The 25,935-nt window shown below is 43.4% G+C and carries 17 protein-coding genes; 15 read left to right on the top strand and 2 right to left on the bottom strand.

From position 1 onward, the window contains the following. Window positions 1-62: 62 nt before the first annotated feature. Together erpA and clcA are read right to left on the bottom strand one after the other, a co-directional pair. Window positions 63-404, bottom strand: coding sequence for an iron-sulfur cluster insertion protein ErpA (erpA, locus tag E5A76_RS19300; RefSeq protein ID WP_008988486.1), 342 nt, complete (start codon window positions 402-404; stop codon window positions 63-65). Between the two features lie 61 nt (window positions 405-465). Continuing rightward, entirely contained in the window at window positions 466-1,869 is a 1,404-nt protein-coding gene (gene clcA / locus E5A76_RS19295; RefSeq protein ID WP_053987960.1) for a H(+)/Cl(-) exchange transporter ClcA, read from the bottom strand. Between the two features lie 327 nt (window positions 1,870-2,196). Here clcA and hemL point away from each other — a divergent pair, with 327 nt between their 5' ends. The 15 genes from hemL to E5A76_RS19220 all read left to right on the top strand — a co-directional run bounded on the left by hemL (window position 2,197) and on the right by E5A76_RS19220 (window position 25,640). After that, window positions 2,197-3,495 (top strand): glutamate-1-semialdehyde 2,1-aminomutase, encoded by a 1,299-nt coding sequence (gene hemL / locus E5A76_RS19290; RefSeq protein ID WP_161119910.1) that lies wholly within the window; start codon window positions 2,197-2,199, stop codon window positions 3,493-3,495. 358 nt (window positions 3,496-3,853) lie between these two features. Continuing rightward, window positions 3,854-4,939: an AI-2E family transporter gene (locus tag E5A76_RS19285; protein ID WP_053987962.1), complete on the top strand. Its 1,086-nt coding sequence runs from the start codon at window positions 3,854-3,856 to the stop codon at window positions 4,937-4,939. A gap of 157 nt (window positions 4,940-5,096) precedes the next feature. Further along, entirely contained in the window at window positions 5,097-6,119 is a 1,023-nt protein-coding gene (gene rsmC / locus E5A76_RS19280; RefSeq protein WP_053987963.1) for a 16S rRNA (guanine(1207)-N(2))-methyltransferase RsmC, read from the top strand. 298 nt (window positions 6,120-6,417) lie between these two features. After that, window positions 6,418-9,804, top strand: a complete 3,387-nt coding sequence (locus tag E5A76_RS19275; protein WP_237459300.1) for a response regulator — start codon at window positions 6,418-6,420, stop codon at window positions 9,802-9,804. A gap of 778 nt (window positions 9,805-10,582) precedes the next feature. After that, the gene (locus E5A76_RS19270; RefSeq protein WP_053987965.1) at window positions 10,583-12,259 is read left to right on the top strand and encodes an ABC transporter substrate-binding protein; all 1,677 of its coding nucleotides are present in this window, start codon (window positions 10,583-10,585) and stop codon (window positions 12,257-12,259) included. A 149-nt stretch (window positions 12,260-12,408) separates the two neighbouring features. Then, on the top strand, window positions 12,409-13,395 hold the full coding sequence (locus E5A76_RS19265; protein ID WP_053987966.1) for an ABC transporter permease: 987 nt from the start codon (window positions 12,409-12,411) through the stop codon (window positions 13,393-13,395). A 2-nt stretch (window positions 13,396-13,397) separates the two neighbouring features. Beyond that, window positions 13,398-14,432, top strand: a complete 1,035-nt coding sequence (locus tag E5A76_RS19260; RefSeq protein WP_107166856.1) for an ABC transporter permease — start codon at window positions 13,398-13,400, stop codon at window positions 14,430-14,432. Next, the gene (locus E5A76_RS19255; RefSeq protein ID WP_161119909.1) at window positions 14,432-15,403 is read left to right on the top strand and encodes an ABC transporter ATP-binding protein; all 972 of its coding nucleotides are present in this window, start codon (window positions 14,432-14,434) and stop codon (window positions 15,401-15,403) included. The genes E5A76_RS19260 and E5A76_RS19255 overlap by 1 nt, the downstream gene beginning before the upstream one ends. Window positions 15,404-15,432: 29 nt before the next feature. Then, the gene (locus E5A76_RS19250; protein ID WP_161119908.1) at window positions 15,433-16,428 is read left to right on the top strand and encodes an ABC transporter ATP-binding protein; all 996 of its coding nucleotides are present in this window, start codon (window positions 15,433-15,435) and stop codon (window positions 16,426-16,428) included. A gap of 110 nt (window positions 16,429-16,538) precedes the next feature. Then, window positions 16,539-18,275 (top strand): glycoside hydrolase family 9 protein, encoded by a 1,737-nt coding sequence (locus E5A76_RS19245; protein WP_161119907.1) that lies wholly within the window; start codon window positions 16,539-16,541, stop codon window positions 18,273-18,275. Next, complete coding sequence (locus E5A76_RS19240) at window positions 18,268-19,152, top strand: N-acetylglucosamine kinase (protein ID WP_161119906.1); 885 nt, start codon at window positions 18,268-18,270, stop codon at window positions 19,150-19,152. Before E5A76_RS19245 ends, E5A76_RS19240 begins: the two co-directional genes overlap by 8 nt. A 9-nt stretch (window positions 19,153-19,161) precedes the next feature. Beyond that, window positions 19,162-21,090 carry a beta-N-acetylhexosaminidase gene (locus tag E5A76_RS19235; protein ID WP_161119905.1) on the top strand — a complete coding sequence of 643 codons (1,929 nt, stop codon included), beginning with the start codon at window positions 19,162-19,164 and terminating at the stop codon, window positions 21,088-21,090. A 41-nt stretch (window positions 21,091-21,131) separates the two neighbouring features. After that, window positions 21,132-23,537, top strand: a complete 2,406-nt coding sequence (locus E5A76_RS19230) for a GH36-type glycosyl hydrolase domain-containing protein (RefSeq protein WP_161119904.1) — start codon at window positions 21,132-21,134, stop codon at window positions 23,535-23,537. A 60-nt stretch (window positions 23,538-23,597) separates the two neighbouring features. Then, window positions 23,598-25,010, top strand: coding sequence for a phosphoglucomutase/phosphomannomutase family protein (locus E5A76_RS19225; RefSeq protein ID WP_161119903.1), 1,413 nt, complete (start codon window positions 23,598-23,600; stop codon window positions 25,008-25,010). 243 nt (window positions 25,011-25,253) lie between these two features. Then, window positions 25,254-25,640: a hypothetical protein gene (locus E5A76_RS19220; RefSeq protein WP_161119902.1), complete on the top strand. Its 387-nt coding sequence runs from the start codon at window positions 25,254-25,256 to the stop codon at window positions 25,638-25,640. The last annotated feature ends 295 nt before the right edge of the window (window positions 25,641-25,935 follow it).

Raw genomic sequence — 25,935 nt, 5'->3', positions numbered from 1 at the left:
CACAAAAAAGCCGACAAAATCTGTCGGCTTTTTTATTGATCCATTGCTAACGTGATAAAACGTTACACACTGAATGATGCACCACAACCACATGTTGTTGTTGCATTCGGGTTATTAACGAAGAAACGCGAACCTTCTAGACCTTCTGTGTAATCAACCGTACCACCAATTAAGTATTGTAGGCTCATTGGGTCAACAACAAGGGTTACACCGCTGTTTTCAATGGTCATATCGCCATCGTTTACTTTTTCATCAAAAGTAAAGCCATATTGGAAACCACTACAGCCACCACCAGTGATGTAAACACGTAGTTTTAGATCCGGGTTTTCTTCTTCAGCGATCAGTGTTTTTACTTTATTCGCTGCAACGTCAGAAAAAGTTAGCGGCAAATTCGCATCGCTCATTACAAAACCTCTCACACACTTCTGTTAATTACGCTGATTATCTAATACCTGACTATGTTGTTCAAGTATTAGCCTCACTTGTTGGAGAGTCATGGCGTAAACGTTCTTTTTTAATTGTTCGGTGTAGCAACTGCGAATAAATCGGTTGGCCGCCTAACATTTGAGCCAGCATAGTCGCACCGAGAGTCGTAATAATCAATGGTAAAATCAGATGATAGTTATTAGTCATCTCAATAACCAACAAGATCCCTGTAATCGGCGCACGTACTGTCGCTGCAAACAATGCCCCCATGCCCGCAATCGCAAACAAGCCAGGATCAATGCCCAAATCTGGGTATAAACCTTGCGTCACCATGCCGTAGAAAGTACCGAATAAAGTACCAAGAGCAAGCATTGGCGCAAAAATACCGCCAGGCGCACCTGAGCCAAAACATAATAAGGTAGTGGCAATACGAGCAAAAAATAACAGCATTAACATGCCAAGGCCGTAATCGCCATTCGTCGCATGTGGGATCAGGAAAATACCGCCGCTAGTTAACTCAGGGAAGTAAAGTAGCAACAAACCAAAACAGCCGCCAATCAAAGTACCTGTAATTAAATAACGTTTATGTTCATTACGATGGATTTTAATAAAGCCATCTAATGCAAAAATAATTAAGCGGTTAAACAGCACACCAAAACCACCAAACAACATCCCTAACACTAAAAATAACCAAAGGGATTTTAAGGCTGGTGCATCATACTGCGGCATGGAGATCACCGCTTCTTGACCACGCAATAAACGAAACACGATATTCGACATTACCGCTGAGATCATCACACATTTTACCGAGATCAAGCTGTAACGAAATTGCGGACGCATCTCTTCGAGCACAAACATAATGCCCGCCATTGGTGCGTTAAAAGCCGCCGCTAAACCGCCAGCAGCACCTGCCGCTAATAACGAGTGACGACCTTCTTTATCTTTAAGCCTAAAAATATCGGAGATCATACGACCGATATTACCGCCCATTTGTACCGTTGGACCTTCGCGACCCAACACCATACCTGAGCCTAATGCACCTAAACCGCCGAAGAATTTCACTGGGATCACACGCCACCAGCGAACCGGGCGCATTTCCTCCATTGCCCCCTCAATTTCAGGAATACCTGAACCGCCCGCTTCCGGTGCAAAACGACTGACTAAGTAGTAACCAATAAAAGCGAGTATCGCACTGACAATAAAGGCCGCCAACCATAACGGTAAGACGCTGGTAATTTCATTGCGTAGCCATTCCGTACGTTGCTCTGTGACCCAATTAACCCCAATTTCAAACATGGTGCCAACAAAGCCAGCAAGGATACCGACCAATGCTGATAAAAAGAGAACAGAGACAGGTGTTTTGTCTCGGGTAAGTAATTGCCTTACCAATGCACGTGGTTGAAGATGAGGAGGCATGTGGATCCCATGCGTTTTATCAGTCATTTTTCGGCCGTATTGTTAAAAGATTGCACGTAGAATGCAGAGAGGATAAATATGAAACTATTAGATCTAAAAGAGTAATCCATGATGTGCATTTATTATACTGCTAATGTTGAAAAATAGCTTTGCAGCTGTGACTTGTATAACAAATTAACAGAAGTTTATTGCTCAGTTAGCGCAAATATCACCCATAAAACGCTCTCCCTAAAGCGGATCCTTTTAGGTACAATAGGCTATCTACAATCTACACACTTCTCTGGCCTACAATCCCTAGGACAGAAAACTATGTGGATTGGATCTACGCCTGACTTTTTTATATAGGATCTTACAATGAGCAGAACGAGCAAATCAGCTGATTTATTTGCCCAAGCACAACAGAAAATCCCTGGTGGCGTAAACTCACCAGTACGTGCATTTGCTGGTGTCGGTGGTACACCACTATTTATTGAACGTGCCGACGGCGCATACATTTTCGATGCTGATGGTAACAAATACATCGACTTCGTTGGCTCTTGGGGTCCAATGATTTTGGGTCACAACCACCCAGTGATCCGTGATGCAGTAATTGAAGCTGCGCAACAAGGTTTAAGCTTTGGTGCACCAACGGCGATGGAAATTACCATGGCTGATCTTGTATCGAAACTAGTACCATCAATGGAAATGGTACGTATGGTGAGCTCAGGTACAGAAGCAACCATGAGCGCGATTCGTCTTGCTCGTGGCTTCACTGGTCGTGACAAGATCTTAAAATTTGAAGGTTGTTACCACGGCCACGCTGACTGCCTATTAGTAAAAGCAGGCTCTGGCGCATTAACGTTAGGCCAACCAAGTTCACCTGGTGTACCAGCAGATTTTGCTAAACACACGTTAACAGCAACCTACAATAACCTTGATTCTGTACGTGAAGCATTTGAAGCAAACCCAGATCAAATCGCTTGTATCATCGTTGAACCTGTTGCAGGCAACATGAACTGCATTCCACCCGTACCAGGCTTCCTTGAAGGTCTACGTGCGATCTGTGATGAATTCGGTGCCCTATTAATTCTTGATGAAGTGATGACTGGCTTCCGTGTTTCTGAAGGCGGCGCACAAGGTTACTACAACATCAAACCTGACCTAACAACACTAGGTAAAATCATCGGTGGTGGTATGCCTGTCGGTGCGTTTGGTGGTCGTCGTGAAGTAATGGAATATGTTGCACCAACAGGCCCTGTTTACCAAGCAGGTACTCTATCTGGTAACCCAGTTGCGATGGCAGCAGGTCATGCTTGTTTAACAATGCTAACAGCTGAAGGTAATGAAGCTCGCTTAGCAGAAACAACAAAGCGTTTAGCTGAAGGCTTTAAAGCATTGGCAGACAAACACGGCATTCCATTAGCTGTCAATCAAGTAGGTGCAATGTTCGGTTTCTTCTTTACCGATCAAGCCAACGTAACTTGCTACGAAGATGTGACTAAGTGTGATATTGAACGCTTCAAGCGTTTCTTTAACTTAATGCTTGAGCAAGGTGTTTACCTAGCTCCTTCAGCATACGAAGCATGCTTTACTTCACTTGCTCACGGTGATGCAGAAATTGAAGCAACGCTTGATGCTGCAGATAAAGCATTCGCGACATTAGCGGCTGAGTAATTTCTGAATTTTTTCAAAAAGATTGAATAAATTAAAATAAAAAAGGTCACATAGGGTGGCCTTTTTTTATGACTATTTTTTAGTATCTAAATGACTAAAAATTAGCTTAACTAAACGCTATAACACTAGGCTTGCTTATTGCCAGAAATATAATGCAAGTAAGGCCATGATGACTAAAATAATTAGCGCAATAGGTGGTCTGCGTTTTTTTTTGTCATCACAGCCACAATTACAACATCCCATAAGCCATCTCCACGATAAAAGGTATAATCATTGACTCTTGTATGATGATTATAATGATAATCTTTATCAATAACAGCGGTAATGATGAAAGCTTATTTATAAAAGGATATAAACCGTGTCACAGCCATTTAAAATCGAGCCTCGCCACTGGCTCCTTATTATTGCTTTATTTGTCGCTGCGTTTGCCAGCTACAAACTGATCGAACCTTACTTAGGTCCGATTGTTCTCGCGTTTATTATTTCATTGTTATTTGCGCCACTGCATAAACGTCTACTTGCGTTAATGCCAACCCGTGCCAATACCGCTGCAATGTTATCGTGTTTTATTCTTACCGTGATCATCGTGATCCCATTACTTATCGTGTTCTCATCGATTGTTCACCAAGGAACAACTGTCTCAAAAGAGAGCTATGAATGGATCACATCAGGCGGCCCGAAAGAGTTATTCGCTCACCCTTACGCCCAAAAAGCATTAGGGTTTATCGATAAATACTCACCGTTCCATAACTTTGATCCACAAGTGGTGATCCAAAAAATCGCCACCACGGCATCACAAGTAGGCTCACAAGCATTAAACATCAGTGCCCATATCTTAAGTGATGCGACGAGTATCTTAGTTAACTTTATGATGATGCTATTTGTGTTGTTCTTCCTACTACGTGACAACGACAAAATGATCGCTGCTATTCGCCACGTGATCCCACTGTCTCGCAGTCAAGAAGATGAAATCATGAACGAAGTCGAGCAAGTGGCAAAATCTGCGGTACTTGGCTCCTTCTTAACCGCTGTTGCACAAGGTATTGCCGGTGGTTTCGCCATGTGGTTATGTGGCTTTCCAGGCTTATTCTGGGGCTCGATGATGGCCTTTGCATCATTAATCCCGGTAGTGGGTACTGCACTGATTTGGCTACCTGCGTCTTTATACTTGCTACTGGTTGGTCAATGGGAATGGGCACTGTTCCTTGCAGGTTGGGGCGTGATTGTAGTCGGCTCAATTGATAACGTTGTGCGACCACTATTAATGCAAGGCAGTTCAAGCATGAACACCTTACTGATCTTCTTCTCCATCATTGGTGGTATCCAACTGTTTGGTTTGATCGGTATGATTTATGGTCCTATTATTTTTGGTGTCACATTGGTTCTGTTCAAAATGTATGAAGTTGAATTTAAAGACTTCTTAGAACAACAAGATAAAAACTAATCTGCACCTTTCATGCCGCTTGCCAAATCGATAGTTGATTGAAAGCGGCATTTTCTTATCTCTCTCTTTGGCCAGCACTGTAGATTTCTTTCCAACCGCTCATAAATATGGAACAATTCGCCCCCAAATTTATGATGTCTACATTGAGGCCAGTTACATGTCTTATTGCGCCGCGAGCCAGGTCGTTGCTCGTCAATCTGAGTTTTTCGAAAATCGTAAAGTCCTTATCGCTGGCGAGTTAAGTGATACCTTCGCATCAGAATTGTGCCAAACAGCACAAACGGTGTCGGTGTTTACCACTAACTATGGCTTCTTCAATGACATTCAACGCTTTAGCAATGTAAGTAGTTACTTCGGAGCAGAACTTACTGAGACGCCAGATATCGATATGATTTTGCTTTACTGGCCGAAAGCAAAAGCAGAAGCAGAATACCTAATGACCATGCTACTTGCTAAGTTTGGTACTGGGGTTGAAGTGTGTATCGTTGGTGAAAACCGCTCTGGGGTACGCAGCGCAGAAAAACTGTTTGCAGAATATGGCCCACTGACAAAATACGACTCAGCACGTCGCTGCAGCTTCTATTGGGGCCGTTGTGATAACACGCCTAAAGCTTTTAACCTTGCTGATTGGTTCCGTAGCTACCCTATTGATATTGCAGGCGTACAGCTAACTGTTCGCTCATTACCTGGTGTATTTAGCCATGGTGAGTTTGATAAAGGCTCTGAATTGCTGCTCAATAACTTACCGAGTCTACACGGTAAAGTACTGGATTTTGGTTGTGGTGCAGGTGTGATTGGCGCTGTAATGAAAGCCAAATATCCAGCTATCGATCTAGAGCTTTGCGACATTAGTGCCCTTGCGATTGAATCAGCGAAAGAGACCTTTAAGGTAAATAACCTAGAAGCAAGCAAGTTCACTGCAACTGACGTGTATAAAACCCTAACCGGCCCTTACCAATTCTTGATCAGTAACCCACCGTTCCACGCAGGATTAAAAACCTTCTATGCGGCAACCGAGCAGTTTATTGAACAAGCTCCACAATACCTTAACCCTCAAGGTCAAATGGTGATTGTGGCAAATAGCTTCTTACAATATCCACCTCTGATTGAAGCAAGCCTAGGTCATTGCGAAATTACTGCTAAAACCAACAAATTCAATATTTACGCCGCAACCAAATAATCGTTAATTTAGTTTTGACGTGATTATCGTAAGGGCGACAGTGTTTCGCCCTTTCTTTTACCCTTTTTACTCCGTTAAAAACGTTAATTCTGTGTTTTTACCCACGCTTCCTTACTGTAATACTTGATCCCTCTAAACAACCCAGTGTAAAAGTATCATATTAATAAATATGGACTTAGTGATGGCTAACGAACGGAAAAATTGTCAAAACGACATCAATATCGTTGCCTTACAATTTAACGTGAATCCCTAATCCGCAATTCAGATCGTATTACAATCATATTATTCAGGCACCGGAATGCAGAATACTACGCGATTTAAACGTCTCCAACATACGTTAATGTTGGCTTTTATTGTGCTCAGCATCACCCCTTTGGTTTTATCAGCCTTATATTTCCTCAACTCACATACCAAAGATCTCGCTGCACAAAGCATCAATCACTTAGCCTCTTTACGCGATAACAAGCAAAAGCAGCTCTACAGCTTTTTTGCCGCTAAAGAATCAGAGGTGAAGAGTTTCGCTCGCTCAGAATTATCCAATAACAGTGGCGGTCGTTTTTATGGCCTTGTGGGTGCTTATCATCAGCTAGGCAATATCGAACCTCAGCTTACCGAGCAAGGGCGTGCGAATTATTTCTCACAAACCCTGACCAAGAAAAACGATAACAACAACCAGACGACCTATGTTGGGCATGAACGTTATCGTTTGATGTATAAGCGCTATAATGCGGTTTATAAAGAATATCTAAAACGCTCTGATTTCAAAGACATCATGTTGGTTGATTTGTCAGGCAACGTGGTTTATTCCGTCCATAATCACAGCTTATTTGGCATTAACTTGCTTAAAAATCAGCAAGCATCACCTGCGCTAAAGCAGACCTTTGAAACCATTAAGCAAAAAACCAAACTAAGCCAAAAACAACCCGATCAAGTACCTGTTACGTTTACCGATTTCAGCCAAACAGCTAATCATGGTGATACAACAGCATGGTTTGCCGCTCCTATTATTCAGCAAGGCTATTTGCACAGTTACGTGTTTATGGAGCTAAGTAACAAAGCCATTTCTGAGCTTATTCAAGATCTGGGTAACAATGCTAATTACGTCCAAACGCTGCTGATCGGTCAAGATCATAAGCTGCGTTTTTCAGCAGAAGCCGATTTACCTAAAACCTTACAAAGTGAGAGCATTAGCCAAGCATTGGCAGGAAAATCAGGGGTGGGTAGTTTTAAAAACTACAATCACATTCCTGTACTCAGCGCCTTTTCGCCGCTCGATATTTTAGGGAACAAATGGGCATTAGTGGTTGAATTACCAGAGAAAGAAGCCTTTGCTCGCATTACCGAGTTAGAGAAAATCTTTGGCATTGGCATGATCACTGCCATTCTCTTAGTGATATTTGTTTCTCACCTACTTTCCAACTCAATCACTGCGCCATTGTTGCGTTTAACTTGGGCAGCAGAGAAAGCCTCTGGTGGTGATTTGGATCAGGTTATTGAAGGCACTGAACGTAGTGATGAAATTGGCCGCCTTGCGATCAGTTTCTCTCGCATGCAACGCTCTATTCGCGAAAAAATCAGTTTGATCAGAACCCAAAACGACGAGCTAGAACAAAGCCTTAAGATTATTCAGCAGAAAAATGATGAGCTACAAACCGCAGATAAACTAAAAGATGAATTTCTGGCGACGACGTCCCATGAACTGCGTACACCACTTCATGGTATGGTCGGTATTGCAGAATCATTATTGGCAGGCGCTAATGGTCCACTGCAAGATCCGCAGCGTCGTCAGCTTGAAATGCTGATCAACAGTGGGCAACGCTTAACGAACTTGGTTGATGATCTGCTGGATTATCACAAGATGCGTTATGGCGATCTTGATATTCATCGCCATGCTATTGATCTATCAGCAGCTGTTCGTTTGGTTTTAGAGCTTTCAAGCCACCTATTAGGTAATAAACCAGTACGTATCATTAACCAAATACCAGCGGATTTACCACTGGTTGATGCCGATGAACAACGCCTAGAACAAGTGCTATACAACCTTGTTGGTAATGCGATTAAGTACACATCTGAAGGGAAAATTATTATCTCTGCCACTGTGCTTGAGCAGCAATTACGAGTACAAGTCGTCGATACAGGTCAAGGCATTCCTAGTGAGCAGCTTGAGCATATCTTTGAGCCCTTGATCCAAGCAAATTCTGGCTCGGCTAATTATCGTCAAGGGGCTGGGCTTGGGCTATCAATCAGCCGCCAACTGATTGAATTAATGGGCGGTCGCTTATACGTCAGCAGCCAGCCAATGGTCGGTACCACCTTTAGCTTTACCTTGAATCTGGCGACAGAGGCGCAAATTAATGCGATTTCTCATGAGTCCACCAGCCAACATTTCCAAGCACCGTCATTAGATTCAAGCAGTTGTGAAAGTAGTAATTTACCAGAAAACCCGAATGGTGACTTGATCCTAGTTGTTGATGACGAGCCTGTTAACCTTCAGATCCTAAACAACTTTTTACGTTTAGCAGGTTATCGAGTGAAAACGGCTGAAAGTGGTCCACAAGCACTCTCAATGGTGGAAGAGCAACGTCCAGATCTGATTTTGCTTGATATTATGATGCCAGAAATGAGTGGCTATGAAGTTTGTACAACCCTAAGAAAACAATACTCTATTTTTGAGTTGCCTATCATGATGCTATCAGCCTTAGGACAGATCCAAGATCGCATTAAAGGCTTTGAGTGTGGCGCTAATGACTATTTAACCAAGCCTTTTAATAAAGAAGAGCTCATTGCACGTATTCAAGCTTACCTACAAGCGAGTAAGACTGAGCATGAAAAGCAAAAGAACCACAGCTTGCAGCAAGAAATCCATCGCAGAGAGCAAGTAGAAATCAGCTTAATTGAAGCGCAAAGCCGTTTACTGGGGTTATTGGATTCCACCACAGAAGCGATCATTTGTGTCCAAAATGAAGGCCGGATTCGTTACGTCAACAGTGCTGCAGGTAAGTTATTTAAACGCCCACCTGAGCAGCTAGAGCGCCATACACTAAGTGATATTTTAGCGGCTGAATTACCAGACACCATCACTGAGAGCCACCATTACAATGGGAAATTAAGCTTCCTGATCGGTGAGCAAGTGCAAACACTGTCAACCGATATCATTAATTTGCCACAAGAGTCTGGGCTAAAGCAGATGTTCGTATTCGACAGTCAAGGGCCATCGGCGGATCACCGTATAGGTTTACTCGAAAATGCAGTAGATATGTTGTCTGAATTTGCCTTTAACGGTGATAAAAACAACCTGCAACAGCTGCGTGAACTGGGCGGTGAGTTTACTCGACTGGCAGACAAGCTCGATAGCAATAGTCAAAATAAAGGGCAACAAATTCGAGAATTACTGGTTGATTCAATGAAGAACACCCTTGAACTCTGGGAAAGCGAATCAAATAAAACCAAATTTGAACTAGCAGAAGAAAGTGGGTTATGGCGCGTTTATCTAGACCGTAGTACGTTACAAACGCGTACTCTAGATAAATACCTTCATATTGAAACGCTACCTAAAACGCCACGCTGGCGCACAGTGATTAACACCATGGATTATGTTCTTGAACGCTGTCATCAACCAACAGCTGCACGTCAAGAGCTCGCCACCATGCGTGATAAACTGCACCATACCATTAGTACCAGCTAAATTATTTATCACTCTATAAAGGCTCCTTGGGAGCCTTTTTTATTATCTCTATAATGACTCTCGGCATCTTTACTTCATCATAGCGACAGCATCAACATCCCCTTAATCGACCAAATAAACAGACTCACAGCGACAATAACCGACGACATACTCACTTATTTCTAGCCTAAAAACATTATCCTTTAGTCTTATAAATTCGTTTTTTTAAATAAGAAAAAATCTCATTAAAAAACGTAAAAATGACCTAAATCACACTCTTATTTCTGCTTACTTTTAAGCCAATTTTGCAAAAAAGCACTCTTAAAAGACCTTAAGAGGAATTAGTTTTTGTTTATGAGAAGCGAATCACAACAAACTTAGACGATAAATTTTCCGCACAGAAAAAACGGTACAAAAAATATGTATTACATAGAAAAACATCTAAAAACCCAAATAAAAACATTAAAAATCAAAAACTTAAAGCAACCGCTTTTAATCGTACTATTTACCTTACGAGCTAGTTAAATGTGATGTAATACACATTTAACATTAAGCTGAAAGCGGTGTAAAAATCAGAAATTAACGTTTTTGACGTGGATTTTAGAAGTTTTAACGTTTTTAACGGGAAGCCAGATTGACGATTTAGCGATTACGGAGAATATTTAAGCCACTGAGAGCTTACAAGGCCATTCATCGGTTCAGCGTTACTCAGTTCCGTTGAAGTAGGTTCGAGGGCTCCAATGATGGAGCAAACTTTAATTTCCATTAAGTGAAACAGAGCAAAGAGTAAGGAACAGCTATGCTTGCCAATATTAACAAAACTAAGTTAGCACTTGCAGTTGTTGCAGCAGCAACCGCTTTCACAGCACCAGTCGCTTCAGCAGCAGAAAAAAGCCAGCTAACAGTCGTACCAGATTTTTACCCTACAATGGTACGTAACTTTAACCCATTCCTAGCGACTAACCTTCGTACAACAACTGAGTTCGTTTACGAGCCGCTCGTTGTATTTAACCAAATGAAAGGTAACGAGCCAGTAATGCGTTTGGCGAAAGACTACTACATGTCTGACGACCTAATGCAAGTAACGTTCGAAATCCGTGACGGCGTTAAGTGGTCTGACGGTAAAGCGTTCTCTGCAGATGACGTTGTATACTCTTTCGATCTAGTGAAGAAGAACCCAGAGCTAGACCAACGTGGTATCAACAAGTGGGTTAAATCAGTGAAGAAAGACGGTAACAAAGTTATCTTCTCTCTAACTGAAGCAAACTCTAACGTTCCATTTGAAATTTCTTTCGTACCAGTTGTTCCTAAGCACATCTGGAGCAAAGTTGAAAACCCAACAACTTTCACTAACGAAAACCCAGTAGGTACTGGTCCATTTACTGAGATCGATACTTTTACTCCTCAACTATACGTTCAGTGTCGTAACCCTAACTACTGGGATAACGCTAACCTAGAAGTTGACTGTCTACGTGTACCTCAGATCGCAAACAACGATCAGCTACTAACTAAGATCATCAACTCTGAGCTAGATTGGACTTCATCGTTCATTCCTGACATCGACAGCACATACGCAGCTGCGAACCCTAATCACAAATACTGGTACCCAGCAGCGGGCACTCAGTCATTCATGTTGAACTTCAAGTCGCCTAAAGAAGGTAACAAAGAAGCAATCAACAATGTTGATTTCCGTCGTGCGTTCTCTATGGCTATCGACCGTCAAACAATCATCGACATCGCGTTCTACGGTGCGGGTACACCAAACGACTACGCATCTGGCCTAGGCGATGGTTTCAAAACTTGGTCTGATGAAGCAGTACACAACAAGTACAAAGCATTCAACACTTACAATGTGAAAGGTGCTAAAGAACTTCTAGCGAAAGCTGGCTTTAAAGATACTGACGGTGACGGTTTCGTAGAAACACCAACTGGTAAGAAGATCGAGCTTGAAGTTCAATCTCCAAACGGTTGGACTGACTTCAACAACACTGTACAGCTAGGTGTTGAGCAGCTTCAAGAAGTGGGTATCAACGCGAAAGCTCGTACTCCTGACTTCGCTGTTTACAACGAAGCAATGCTAAACGGTACTTATGACGTAGCTTACACAAACTACTTCCACGGTGCAGATCCACACCTATACTGGGATAGTGCGTACAACTCACGTCTACAGTCTGGCGACGGTATGCCTCGTTTCGCAATGCACTACTTCAAGAATGCAGAGCTAGACAAGCTACTAGACAGCTTCTACAAGACAGCAGACAAAGCTGAGCAGTTGAAGATTGCTCACGGTATCCAGAAGATCATTGCTGAGAACCAAGTAACAATCCCAGTAATGTCTGGTGCGAACAACTTCCAATACAACGAAACTCGCTTCACTGGTTGGTGGAACGAGAAGAACCCTCAAGGCCGTCCAATGGTATGGGCAGGTGTTCCTGAGCGTCTACTTCAAGTACTGGATCTAAAACCAAAAGCATAATTTCTGCTTAATATTTGCGGTGCACACCTTGTGCACCGCCTCTTCCCCTCAAATCCTTTCTTCTATAAAAGGTATGGCGCCTTGCGTCAGGGGGTTTTACGTCCTGAATTCAGCTCAGGAAGGCAAGCTGGATGTGTAAGGTGTGAGTTATGGGATTTTTTCTACGTCGTTTATCGTTTTATTTTGTCGCGCTAATTTTCGCGGCCACGCTAAACTTTATTATTCCGCGTGCGATGCCTGGTGACCCAGTTACCATGATGTTCGCAAACGCAACTGCGCAGGTAACTCCTGAGCGTATCGAAGCCATGAAAAAGCTATTAGGCTTTGTTGATGGCCCATTGTATGAACAATACTTTTCTTACCTAGCTAACGTATTTACGTGGAACCTAGGTACTTCTATCAAATTTTATCCTCTATCAGTTAATGAACTGCTAGGTGGCGCTGTAGGTTGGTCTCTATTCTTAGCAGGCTCTGCAGTAATCCTTTCTTTCTGTATTGGTTCTGTACTAGGTATTTTCGCGGCATGGAAACGCGGCAGTACTTATGACGCATTCATCTCTCCGGGTATGCTAGTTGTACAAGCGGTACCACCGGTTGTTATCGCAATGCTAGTAATGTTTACCTTTGCTATTGGCTTACAGTGGTTCCCTACTGGTAACGCATTTACCCCTGGCGTTGTTCCTGATTGGACGAGCTGGGCATTCTACAAAGACGTGATGTACCACGCCGCATTACCACTATTCTGTGCGACGGTAATTCAGATTGGTGGCTTCTTGATCAACATGCGTAACAACATGATCAACCTGCTAAACGAAGATTACATCACCATGGCTAAAGGTAAGGGCCTTAGCGAAAACCGTGTGGTATTCAACTACGCAGCACGTAACGCAATGCTACCAAGTGTAACCGCACTTTCTATGGCGCTAGGTATGGCTATCGGTGGTCAGCTGATTGTTGAAATCATCTTTAACTACCCAGGTCTTGGTACGGTGATGCTTAACGCAATCCACTCTCGTGACTACCAAGTTCTTCAAGGCCAGCTACTTATTATGACTATGTTCATGCTGTTCTTTAACTTCATGGCCGACATCCTGATCGTTGTGCTTGACCCTCGCCTACGTAAAGGAGGCAAATAATTATGAAAGCCTTATTTAAATTATTATCAGGTAACCCTAAGGCAATGTTTGGCCTAGGTATCATCAGTGTCTTTATCCTAGCTGCTATCTTTGCGCCGTTTATTACTGAGCACAACCCAGATAAAAGAACAGGTAAACCACACGAATACCCAGCATTTGTTGTAAAAGCTGCACAAGAAAATCCTGAAGGTTGGGTGGCTGAAAACTTAGCAACCAATAAGCGTACCCTGCTGATGTCTAAAGATGCAGAGCACGTATTAGGTACCTCTCGTATGGGTCGTGATATCTGGTCACAACTTGTATACGGTGCTCGTACATCACTAGCGGTAGGTTTCGGTGCGGGTCTAATGGTGTGTTTCTTAGCAACGATCATTGGTATTTCAGCAGGTTACTTTGGCGGTAAGGTTGATGAAATCTTAACAGCAGCGATGAACATCATGCTGGTAATGCCACAGCTCCCACTGCTGTTCGTTATCGCAGCCTTTATCGGTCAAGCAGGTCCAATGACCATTGCGGTGGTTATCGCCATGACCTCCTGGGCATGGGGTGCACGTGTTGTTCGTGCCCAAACCCTATCGCTACGTGAAAAAGAGTTCGTAAAAGCGGCTGAAGTATTAGGTGAATCATCATGGCGCATTATCTTCGTTGAAATTCTGCCAAACCTGATCTCAATCGTAGGCGCAAGCTTCATCGGTTCAGTAATGCTTGCAATCATGACCGAAGCAACACTGTCATTCTTAGGTCTAGGTGATCCAAACACCATCAGCTGGGGTGTGATGCTGTACAACGTACAAACGTCATCTTCAATGCTTGTTGGCGCTTGGTGGGAGCTATTAGCACCATGTCTTGCACTAACCTTGATTGCGATTGGTCTTGCTCTTCTGAACTTTGCTGTCGATGAAATCGCTAACCCGCAATTACGTTCTCACAAAGGCATGCGCCGTTGGAAAAACTTAGCAAAAGAAAATGCTAAAGCAGAAAAAGCACAAGACGCTGTGGAAGCTCCTCAGCCAGCCCTACAAGGGGGAGAAAAATAATGACTAATCCACAAATCTCAATTCGCAACTTGTGCGTTGACTATATTACCGATGCCGGTGATGTACGCGCAGTAAACAATGTCAGCTTTGACATTGGTAAAGGTGAAATTTTTGGTTTAGCAGGTGAATCAGGCTGTGGTAAATCCACTGTTGCATTCTCACTGATGCGCCTTCATAAGCCGCCAGCATTCATCACCGGTGGTGAGGTTATCTTTGATGGCCACGGTGACATTCTGAAGAAATCAGATCTTGCGATGTCAGCATTCCGCTGGAGCGAAATCTCGATGGTATTCCAGAGTGCGATGAACGCCCTAAACCCAGTATTAACAATGGAAGAGCAGTTCTGTGACGTAATTATGCGTCACACGAGCATGACCCGTCAGCAAGCTGTTCGCCGCGCTGAAGGTCTGTTAGAAATTGTTGATATCCACCCTAGCCGTTTACGCGACTACCCTCACCAGTTCTCTGGCGGTATGCGTCAACGCTTGGTTATCGCTATTGCACTGGCGTTAAATCCTAAGATGATCATCATGGATGAACCAACAACAGCACTTGATGTTGTGGTTCAACGTGAAATCCTACAAAAGATTTACGCACTTAAAGAAGAGTTTGGTTTCTCTATCCTCTTCATCACTCATGACTTGTCATTAATGGTCGAGTTCTCTGACCGTATCGGCATCATGTACTCAGGTGAGTTGATTGAAGTTGCGCCATCAAAAGAAATCTTAGAAACACCGTTCCACCCATACACAGAGGGCTTGGGTAGCTCATTCCCTCCGCTGACTGGTCCAAAAACGAAGTTAACAGGTATTCCAGGTAACCCATTGAACTTACTTGAAGTCCCTCAAGGTTGTCGCTTCCAAGCTCGCTGTAGTAAAACAACAGAAGCTTGTTTTAAAACGCCAACCCAGCTAACTCAAATTGAACCAGGACGTTTATCAAACTGCCACCTATTCACTAAACGTGGTTAATAAAAAATAGGCAGTATTTAGGAGGCATTATGAGCAAACCTACCGGAAACCCAATTATTGAAGGTAAAAATCTGATCAAAGATTTTGCCGTTAATAGTAACTCTCTTAAAAAATCAAAGATGCGTGCAATCAACGACGTATCTTTCAAAATGTACAAAAGCCGTGGTCTATCTGTGGTTGGTGAATCAGGTTCTGGTAAATCAACTACTGCGAAAATGATCGCAAAGATGTATGCACCAACAGATGGCACTATTGAATATTTTGGTCGTGACATTCAGTCCATCACTAAACATGATGACTTAATGAAATACCGCCAAGGTGTACAAATGGTATGGCAAGACCCGTTCGGTTCTTTAAACCCTACTCATACTATTTTCCACCACATTGCTCGCCCATTGCTGATCCACAACAAAGTGAAGTCAGGCAATAAGAAAGAGCTAGAAGAAACGGTATACAACCTACTAGAGCAAGTTGGCCTGATCCCGCCAAAAGCGACAGCTGCGAAGTTCCCCCACCAGCTATCAGGCGGTCAGCGTCAACGTGTTAACTTAGCACGTAACATCGCTGTTGGTGCTGAAGTGGTACTTGCTGATGAACCAACGTCAATGCTTGATGTATCTATCCGTGCAGGTGTTCTTAACCTGATGGAAGAGATGAAGTTCGAACGTGAAATGGCACTACTTTACATCACGCACGACATCGCAACAGCACGTTATATCGCAGAAGATCTAGCAGTAATGTACGTCGGTCACATGGTTGAATGGGGTGATACGGAAGAGATCATTCACGATCCACAACACCCATACACCCAGTTACTGGTATCAGCAGTGCCTGATCCAAGTAAATCAATCCATGAAAAACTAAAAGGTAACAAAGGCGAGATCCCACTATGGACACCAGAAAGCGCAGGTTGTCCATTTGCAGGTCGCTGTACTCATGCGACAGATAAATGTCGTGAACAACTACCAGGTGTGACGCAGTTATCTGATAACCACTTTGTACGTTGTTACTTATACGAAAACTAATAATAGCTCGTTACTAAAAACGACTTATCCGCGTTATTGGTCGCCTTAGCTGTTAAATGGTGGTTTCAATACGTTGAAACCACCTTTATTTGGCGACACTAGGAGGATCCATGCAGCTGTTAACTAACCATCTGGGTTATGAGCGTTTCAACGTAAAACACGCTTTATTACAAACAAACTCTGAGTCTCTAACAGGTACCGCAGAGTTAGTCTGTAACCAGACCAACACCACAATTATGCAGCTGCCATTACATGCCTATGGCAACATAGCGCAATGGCATACCGGTAATATTTACCTAATTGACTTCTCTGCTTGCCAACAAATCGGTGAGTTCCGTATTCGCTATGCTAATAGTGAATCCACTGTTTTCACCATTGCTGAAGGTGTGTTAATGCAACAAACATTCAGTGATGTGCTTCATTACTTCAAATCTCAACGCTGTGGCGGTATCTACGATCGTGCCGATCAACAAGCCGTACTATTAGGATCCGATCTAACCGTTGACGTACATGGCGGCTGGTATGATGCCTCTGGTGATGTCAGCAAATACTTAAGCCACTTATCTTTTAGTAATTATTTAAATCCACAACAAACCCCGATGATTGTGTGGAACATGCTAAAAGCCTACGACGAATTAGATCAACAAGCAGATGTGGCGGATTTCACCCGTGTACGTCTACTTGAAGAAGCCACATTCGGTGCCGATTTCTTACTGCGAATGCAAGATCCGCAGGGCTATTTCTACATGACGGTATTCGACAAGTGGAGCAAATCACCACAACAACGTGAGATTTGTGCCTATTCAACCCAAGAAGGCATTAAATCTGACGATTACCAAGCAGGTTTCCGTCAAGGTGGTGGTGTCACTATTGCAGCGCTTGCCAGCATTTCTCGTATTGCTCAACTGGCATCAAGCAAGCGCTTAGGTGCATTTTCAGATCTCGATACTGAGTGCTACCTACAAGCTGCAGAAATGGGGTACTGGCATTTAAAACAGCACAATGTTAGCTACTTAAATGACGGTATCGAAAATATTATTGATGAATACTGCGCCCTTCTTGCTGCGATTGAGCTATTTCGTAGTACCAATCAAGAGCGCTACCTAACAGAGATGCGTGAGTGGGCTACACGCTTAGCTAAACGTCAAATGTCTGATGACACCGTGACACATTTTTGGTCTGCAACTGACAATGGTGAACGCCCTTATTTCCATGCTGCAGAAGCAGGCTTACCTGCTATTGCACTAATGCAGTATTTAAGTGCAGAGACTGATGCCAAGGTTAAACAGCCGATTGAGCAAATATTAGCGCAAGCGCTTCGCTTTGAGTTAGCTATCACGAAAGAAGTGACTAACCCATTTAACTATCCACGCCAATACACAAAAGCCGTAGATAGCGACAAGAAAACTGCTTTCTTTGTCGCTCATAACAATGAATCAGGTTACTGGTGGCAAGGTGAAAATGCCCGCCTCGCTTCATTAGCAACCATGGCTTTTATGGCACAGGATTACGTTCAAGATCCACAGCTTCGTCAAGATCTCATGCACTATGGTCAGCACGCCCTTAACTGGATCGTTGGCTTAAATCCATATGACATGTGTATGTTGGATGGTCATGGTCATAACAACCCAGATTACTTACCGCATCTAGGTTTTAGCAATGCGAAAGGTGGGGTTTGTAACGGCATTACTTCAGGCTTTGAAAACGAACAAGACATTGCATTCAATCCTGAGGGCCAAAAGGACGATATGCTACAAAACTGGCGTTGGGGGGAACAGTGGATCCCTCACGGTGGCTGGTACTTACTTGCAATTACCATGCAATTTAAGGAGCGTCACCATGGCTGATATTCGTTACTTAGTGGGCGTTGATGGCGGTGGTACGTCTTGTCGTGCCCGTATTTGCGATATCAATAGCAACACCTTAGGTGAAGCGAAAACCGGCAGTGCCAATATCTTATTAGGCAGCAGTGTTGCAATGGCATCAATCAATGACGCAATTGCTACCGCAGCTGAGCAAGCAGGACTTAATAGCAGCCATTTTCGTCAAATGTCAGTTGGACTTGCCCTTGCTGGGGCTGAGCAACAAGACGCTTGGTACGCCTTTATGAAGCAACCTCATCCTTATGGTGCAATCACCTTAAACACTGATGCTTATGGTGCGTGTTTAGGGGCTTGGGGCGGTAAAGATGGTGCGATCTTAATTGCAGGCACTGGCTCTTGTGGGATCTTATTAAAAGATGGTCAACAACATGTGGTTGGCGGTCGTGAATTCCCGATCTCCGATCAAGGCGGTGGTGCAGTGATGGGGCTACGCCTGATCCAACAAGTGCTATTAAGTGTAGATGGCATTGTGGAACAAACACCATTGGCACGCTCTGTACTCGAATATTTTAATCATGATGTCGATAACATCGTGTCATGGTCAAAAACGGCTCGCCCTTGTGATTACGGTCAGTTCTCACCAAGTATTTTTGCTCATGCAGCACAAGGTGACAAATTAGCGGTTGAGATGCTATCGCAAACGGCCGCTGATATTGAAATGTGGATGAACGCCCTGATCCAACGTGGCGCCGATAAGATCTGTTTAATGGGTAGTATTGCAGAGCGCATTCATGCTTGGCTCGTTCCACCTCTGCAACAACGCATTGCAACCCCACAAGGGGACGCAATGGATGGTGCGATTGCTATGGCTCGTGGCAATCACAATTTATATCAACTGTAAGGGGGAATAATGAGTTACCGCCTTGATTTCACAGTTATTAATAAAAGCGAATCTGAGTCTCGTTTTGCCTTAAGTTTACATAATTTAACGGATAAGCCACTTAAAGATTGGTCGTTACATTTTTTATTTAATCGCTATGTAAGACCTGCGAGCTTATCTAACGGTGCAGTGAGTCAAACAGGAAGTTACTGCACGATTACCCAAACGGATGATTTAGCGGCAAATGGGCTGTTTTATACTGAGTTTACCGTCGGTACCGCACAATTTACGCTTTATGATGATGGGATCTTAGATGCTTTCATCTCAATCGCATCAGCGGATGAATTCATCCAGCCTATTAGTGTCGATATTAGCCGTATTGATCTCGACCAACCAGCCGTTGAGCGTTACAACACCCCGCTACCAGAGCAAGCGGCTGAAATTGCGTTGCTCCCAAAGCCAAACAAAATGGCAAGGTTGCAAGGCTATTTTTACATCAACCGACATACAACCATTACGACGCCACCAATACTGGCGCAAGGTGCTGTTAATTGGCTACAAGCAGAATTTAAAAAGAGCACTAATGAATCCATTGCGATAAGTCAAACTGGCAATATTCATTATGCCTTAAATAAAGATATTGCCGATGAAGGCTATCGCCTATTAGTTGAAAGCGACAATATTTGGATCCAAGCCAATTCTGCTGCAGGCTTTGTCTATGCGACGTCTAGCCTATTGCAATTAATGCCGAGTCTACCGTCACATAAAGCTGATAGTGCCTATGCTATTCCAATGGTTGATATTGATGATCAACCTCATTATGGCTATCGCGGCATGATGCTCGATTGTGGTCGCCACTTTCACCCTGTAGAGCGTATCAAGCACCTTATTGATCAACTGGCTCGCTATAAATTTAATACCTTCCATTGGCATCTCACCGATGACGAAGGCTGGCGAATTGAAATTGATGCCTACCCTGAGCTTACTCGAATTGGCGCATGGCGTGGTCCAAATGAAGCCATTTTGCCGCAGTTCACTACGATTTCTCAACGCTATGGTGGCTTTTACTCCAAGCAAGAAATTAAAGATGTGATCGCTTATGCCGATGAGCGTGGGATCATGATCATTCCTGAAATTGACATTCCAGGGCATTGCCGAGCTGCAATCTTATCACTACCCGATCTGTTAATTGATCCGGAAGATAAATCGGTTTATCGCAGCATTCAAAACTACAGCGATAACATCTTATCTCCTGCACTTAAAGGCACTTACAGCTTTATTAGTAATGTCTTAAATGAAGTCTGTGAGTTATTCCCAGCGCCTTACATCCATATTGGTGCCGATGAAGTCCCTGTTGGTGTATGGACAGATAGCCCTGCTTGTCAAAAACTGATGGCTGAGCATGGCTACCAAGATCCGAAAGAGCTGCAAGGTCACCTACTGCGTTTTGCTGAAGAGTTAATTGAAAGTAAAGGCAAACGCATGATGGGCTGGGAAGAAGCAACCCATGGTGAGAAGGTCAGTAAAAATACCATCATCTTCTCATGGCAAAGTGAACAGGCTGGATTGGAGTGTATCCAAAAAGGCTATGACATTGTGATGCAGCCAGCGCAAGCTACGTACCTCGATCTAGCTCAAGGTTACTCAGCAGATGAAGCTGGGGTTGATTGGGCTGGCAAGTTACCACTAGATAAAGTTTACAATTATTACCCACTTAGCGATCTCTCAGAACAAAATTCTGAGCGGAAGCACATTTTAGGCATTCAAACCGCACTTTGGTCAGAATTAGTAAATAACCAAAGTCGATTTGAATATATGATTTACCCACGCTTACTAGCTGTCTCGGAGATTTGCTGGAGCGAACCAAAACATCGTAACTGGGATGACTTCAGAGCTCGTTTAAAAGGTCAACTTAGCTACCTGGACAAGGCGGGAATTAATTACCGCCACTGTGAATAACCACGCACAGTAGAGTGAAATTTTTTAAGGATTAGAAAGCAATGAAATACGGTTATTTTGACAACGACAACAGAGAGTATGTTATCACTCGCCCTGATGTCCCAGCACCATGGACAAATTACTTGGGTACAGAAAAGTTCTGTACAGTAATTTCACAAAACGCAGGTGGTTACTCATTCTACAAATCTCCAGAGTACAATCGCGTAACGAAATTTCGTCCGAACGCAACATTTGATCGCCCAGGACACTATGTTTACCTACGTGATGATGTGACTGGCGATTACTGGTCAATCTCATGGCAGCCAGTGGCTAAAAGCCTAGACGAAGCGACATACGAAGTACGTCACGGTCTGTCTTACTCTAAATTCAAATGTGATTACAACGGTATTGAAGCAACCAAAACCCTATTCGTACCGAAAGGCGAAGATGCTGAGCTTTGGGACGTTGTGATCAAAAACACCAGCGATGAAATGCGCACTATCAGTGCATTCTCATTTGTTGAGTTCTCATTCAGCCACATTCAGTCTGATAACCAAAACCATCAGATGAGTCTGTATTCTGCAGGCACTTCTTATGAAGATGGCGTGATTGAATACGATCTGTACTACAACACGAATGAGAAAGAAGGTTACTACTACCTAGCATCAAGCTTTGATCCTGATAGCTACGATGGTCAACGTGACACCTTCATCGGTGCGTACCGTGATGAAGCGAACCCAATTGCCGTTGAGAAAGGTCGTTGTTCTAACCACGTTCAAACCTGTTACAACCACTGTGGCTCACTACACAAGCAATTTACTATCCAACCAGGCGAAGAAGTGCGTTTCAGCTTCGTATTGGGTGTAGGTAAAAATGAAGGCCAACGTCTACGTAAAAAATACCAAGACGTGGCGGCTGTTGATGCTGCTTTTGCAGAGATCAAAGAGCACTGGAACAGCCGTTGTAACAAGTTCAAGGTGACGTCACCAAACGAAGGTCTAGATACCATGATCAACGCATGGACACTATACCAAGCAGAAACCTGTGTGGTTTGGTCTCGCTTTGCATCATTCATCGAAGTTGGTGGTCGTACAGGCCTTGGTTACCGTGATACCGCACAAGATGCGATCTCAGTACCTCACTCAAACCCAGCAATGACTCGTAAGCGTCTGGTTGACTTACTACGTGGTCAAGTGAAAGCAGGTTACGGCCTACACCTATTCGATCCTGATTGGTTCGATCCAGAAATGGCAGATGTTGCACCGTCTAAATCGCCAACAGTTGTACCAACACCAAGTGATGCTGATAAGATCCACGGCATCGAAGATACCTGTTCTGATGACCACCTATGGATCGTGCCAACTATCTGTAAATATGTCACTGAGACAGGTGAAGAGAGCTTCCTTGATGAAGTGATCCCATATGCGGATGGCGGTGATGCAACCGTGTATGAGCACATGAAAGCAGCACTTGATTTCTCTGCTGAATACGTAGGTCAAACAGGTATTTGTAAAGGTCTACGTGCAGACTGGAACGACTGTCTAAACCTAGGTGGCGGTGAATCAGCAATGGTGTCATTCCTACACTTCTGGGCTCTGCAAGAGTTCCTTGAGCTTGCTAAGTACAAGGGTAACGATGCTGATGTTGCTAAGTACACTGAAATGGCAGCAAACGTTCGTGAAGCGTGTGAAACGCACTTATGGGATGACGAAGGTGGCTGGTACATCCGTGGTCTAACTAAAGATGGCGACAAGATCGGTACAGCGCAACAAACTGAAGGTCGTATTCACCTAGAATCAAATACCCTAGCAGTACTGTCTGGCATGGCATCGCAAGATCGTGGTGAGAAAGCAATGGATGCAGTTGATGAGAACCTATTCTCTGAATACGGTCTGCACCTAAATGCACCATCATTCGCAACACCTAACGATGACATCGGTTTCGTAACTCGCGTATACCAAGGCGTGAAAGAAAACGGCGCTATCTTCTCACATCCAAACCCATGGGCATGGGTAGCAGAAGCGAAACTAGGCCGTGGTGATCGTGCAATGAAGTTCTACGACGCACTTAACCCATACAACCAAAATGACATCATCGAAAAACGTATTGCAGAACCATACTCATACGTTCAGTTCATCATGGGTCGTGATCACCAAGATCACGGTCGTGCAAACCACCCATGGTTAACAGGTACCTCTGGTTGGGCATATTTTGCGGTAACTAACTTCATCCTAGGTGTACAAACTGGTTTTGCAGGCCTTACTGTTAATCCTTGTATTCCAACTAACTGGCCTGGCTTTGAAGTAACACGTGAGTGGCGCGGTGCAACATACAACATCAAAGTTGAAAACCCGAATGGTGTAAGCAAAGGCGTTAAGTCTATTACATTAAACGGTGAAGCTGTTGAAGGCGCAATCGCACCACAAGCTGAAGGTTCAGTAAACACTGTTACAGTGGTAATGGGCTAATAATGTTAGGGGGTGGATTTCACCCCCTCTTTAATTTGAGAGAGAAATAGGAGTTCCTCCATGATCCAATTTGGAACCGGTGGATGGCGTGCCTTCATTGGTGAAGAGTTTACTCAAGCCAATGTTCGTTTAGTTGCTCAAGCCATTGCCAACATCATGATCAAAGAGTCAGTCACTGAAAATGGCTTCATTATTGGTTACGACCGTCGTTTTCTATCTGACAAAGCTGCAACATGGTTTGCTGAAGTATTAGCAGGCAACAACATTAAATGTAGCTTCATCAATAAGTTTGTCCCAACACCAGTGGTAATGTTTAAAGCCAAAGAAACTGGGGCAACCTACTCTGCATGTATCACAGCATCTCACAACCCTGCCGATTACAACGGCATCAAAGTCTTCATTGAAGGTGGTCGTGATGCTGATGAGATCATTACTCAAAAAATCGAGCAACAAATTGCCGTGTTAACCGATGCTGATGTCAAGCGTGTCGATTTTGAGCAAGCAGAAAACGATAAGTTAATTGAAGTGATCAACCCGATGAACGAATTCGTTGATTCGATCATTAACTTTATCGATATGGAAGCGATCAAAAAAGCTAACTTACGTGTGCTTATCGATCCAATGTTTGGTGTGGCGAAAAACGCCCTACAAACCGTCCTAATTACTGGTCGTTGTGACGTTGACGTGATCAATGACAGTGAAAACCCAGGCTTTGGTGGCTTAATGCCATCACCAAGTGCTGCAACACTGTACCGTTTGAAACACCTCGTAGCCAACGAAGGTTATGACATCGGTATTGGTACTGATGGTGACGCTGACCGTTTAGGTATCATTGACGAGAAAGGTAACTTCATTCATCCGAACGAAGTGCTACTACTACTTTACTACTACCTACTCGAATACAAAGGCTGGAAAGGCTCAGTTGTTCGTAATATCGCAACGACACACCTACTTGATAAAGTAGCAGCTGCCTATGGTGAGAAATCGTTTGAAGTGCCTGTTGGCTTTAAACACATCAGCTCACAAATGGAAGCCGATGATTCTTTGATCGGTGGTGAAAGCTCTGGTGGTCTAACGATCCGTGGTCATATCAAAGGTAAAGATGGCGTATTCGCATCAAGCCTATTGGTTGAAATGATCAGCTCTACCGGTAAGAAATTATCTGAGTTGCTTGATGAGATCTACGGACGCTTTGGTTATGCCTATACAGCAGAAGGCGATTGTACCTTTAAATCGGCTGATCGTGACCGCCTGTACAACAAGATCTATGTAGAAAAAGCACTGCCTGATTTTGACTATGAAATCGAAAAAGTTAGCTATGCCGATGGGGCTAAAGTTTACTTTAAGAATGGTGGTTGGGCGATTGCACGTTTCTCAGGTACAGAGCCATTACTTCGTATTTTTGTTGAAATGGAAGATCAACCGCAAGCCGAAGCGGTACTTGCACAATTAAAAACATTCCTTTCTGTTTAAAAACATAGCTGTTGTTTTAGCAGATCAGTAGTTTCGATCTTTGCTAGAGGGTAACCGTCAGGTTACCCTTTTTCTTCTGTAATCTACTCAATCTCACGCCTCAACAATAAAATTCGATCTCCTGCACATTTATAAAATGCGCCTTAACATTCCTGAAAATTCACGCTTGCCATCACATACAAAACGCTATTTTGAGTTCACTATTAATAGGTATTCCAATTATCGTAAAGAAGAGGGATCGGTATGAAAAAGCTTATATTCAGCGTTATTATTTTAATGTTAGCAATATTATTCACCGAACATTTCCACTCTTTTACCATCGGTTTTAGCCTTGCCATTATTGCAGTTGGCGCCAGCTATCTCATTGCATACCAAGCAATACGCCAACCTCAATATGTTATGACATATTTAGTACTTGCCGTTATCACTAAACTAGCTATTACCGTTAGTGGTGTTATTTGGGTATTTTCAAGTAGCTTAATTCACTCACCTATTACCTTTTTAGTTGCTTACGCATTCTTCTCAGTACTTATCACTTATTTCGTATCGCATTATCGTGCATACCAACGGAATAAAAGTGATCAACAACAAAAGGAGATCCTTCATACAGGTTTATATGAGCAAATTTAGTCAATAACTATCAAATCAGAGCAAGGAGGTAACCCATTTATCATTACCAATGCTCACCGCTTTTTGAGAGATAAAAGCCAAATAAGATAGGAAAGGAGGTCCTCACATCATCTTCACTATTTTTATATCTAATAAATAACAACAAAGCCTCACTGTTTCCAGTGAGGCTTTTCAATAAGAGCAGAATGATTACCCGCAAGAAATGAAAAGCCCCGCTATGATGTGACCCCATAAAGTTGGACATTTCGGTTAAGCGGCTTGTAAGGCCTGATTTCGATATTCAATCGGAGTCAGG

Origin of the sequence: Photobacterium lucens (assembly GCF_009873615.1) — a bacterium.
Taxonomy (GTDB): Bacteria; Pseudomonadota; Gammaproteobacteria; order Enterobacterales; family Vibrionaceae; genus Photobacterium; species Photobacterium lucens.
Note: the sequence above shows the minus strand (reverse complement) of the source record. Positions and strands in the feature narration are given on the sequence as shown.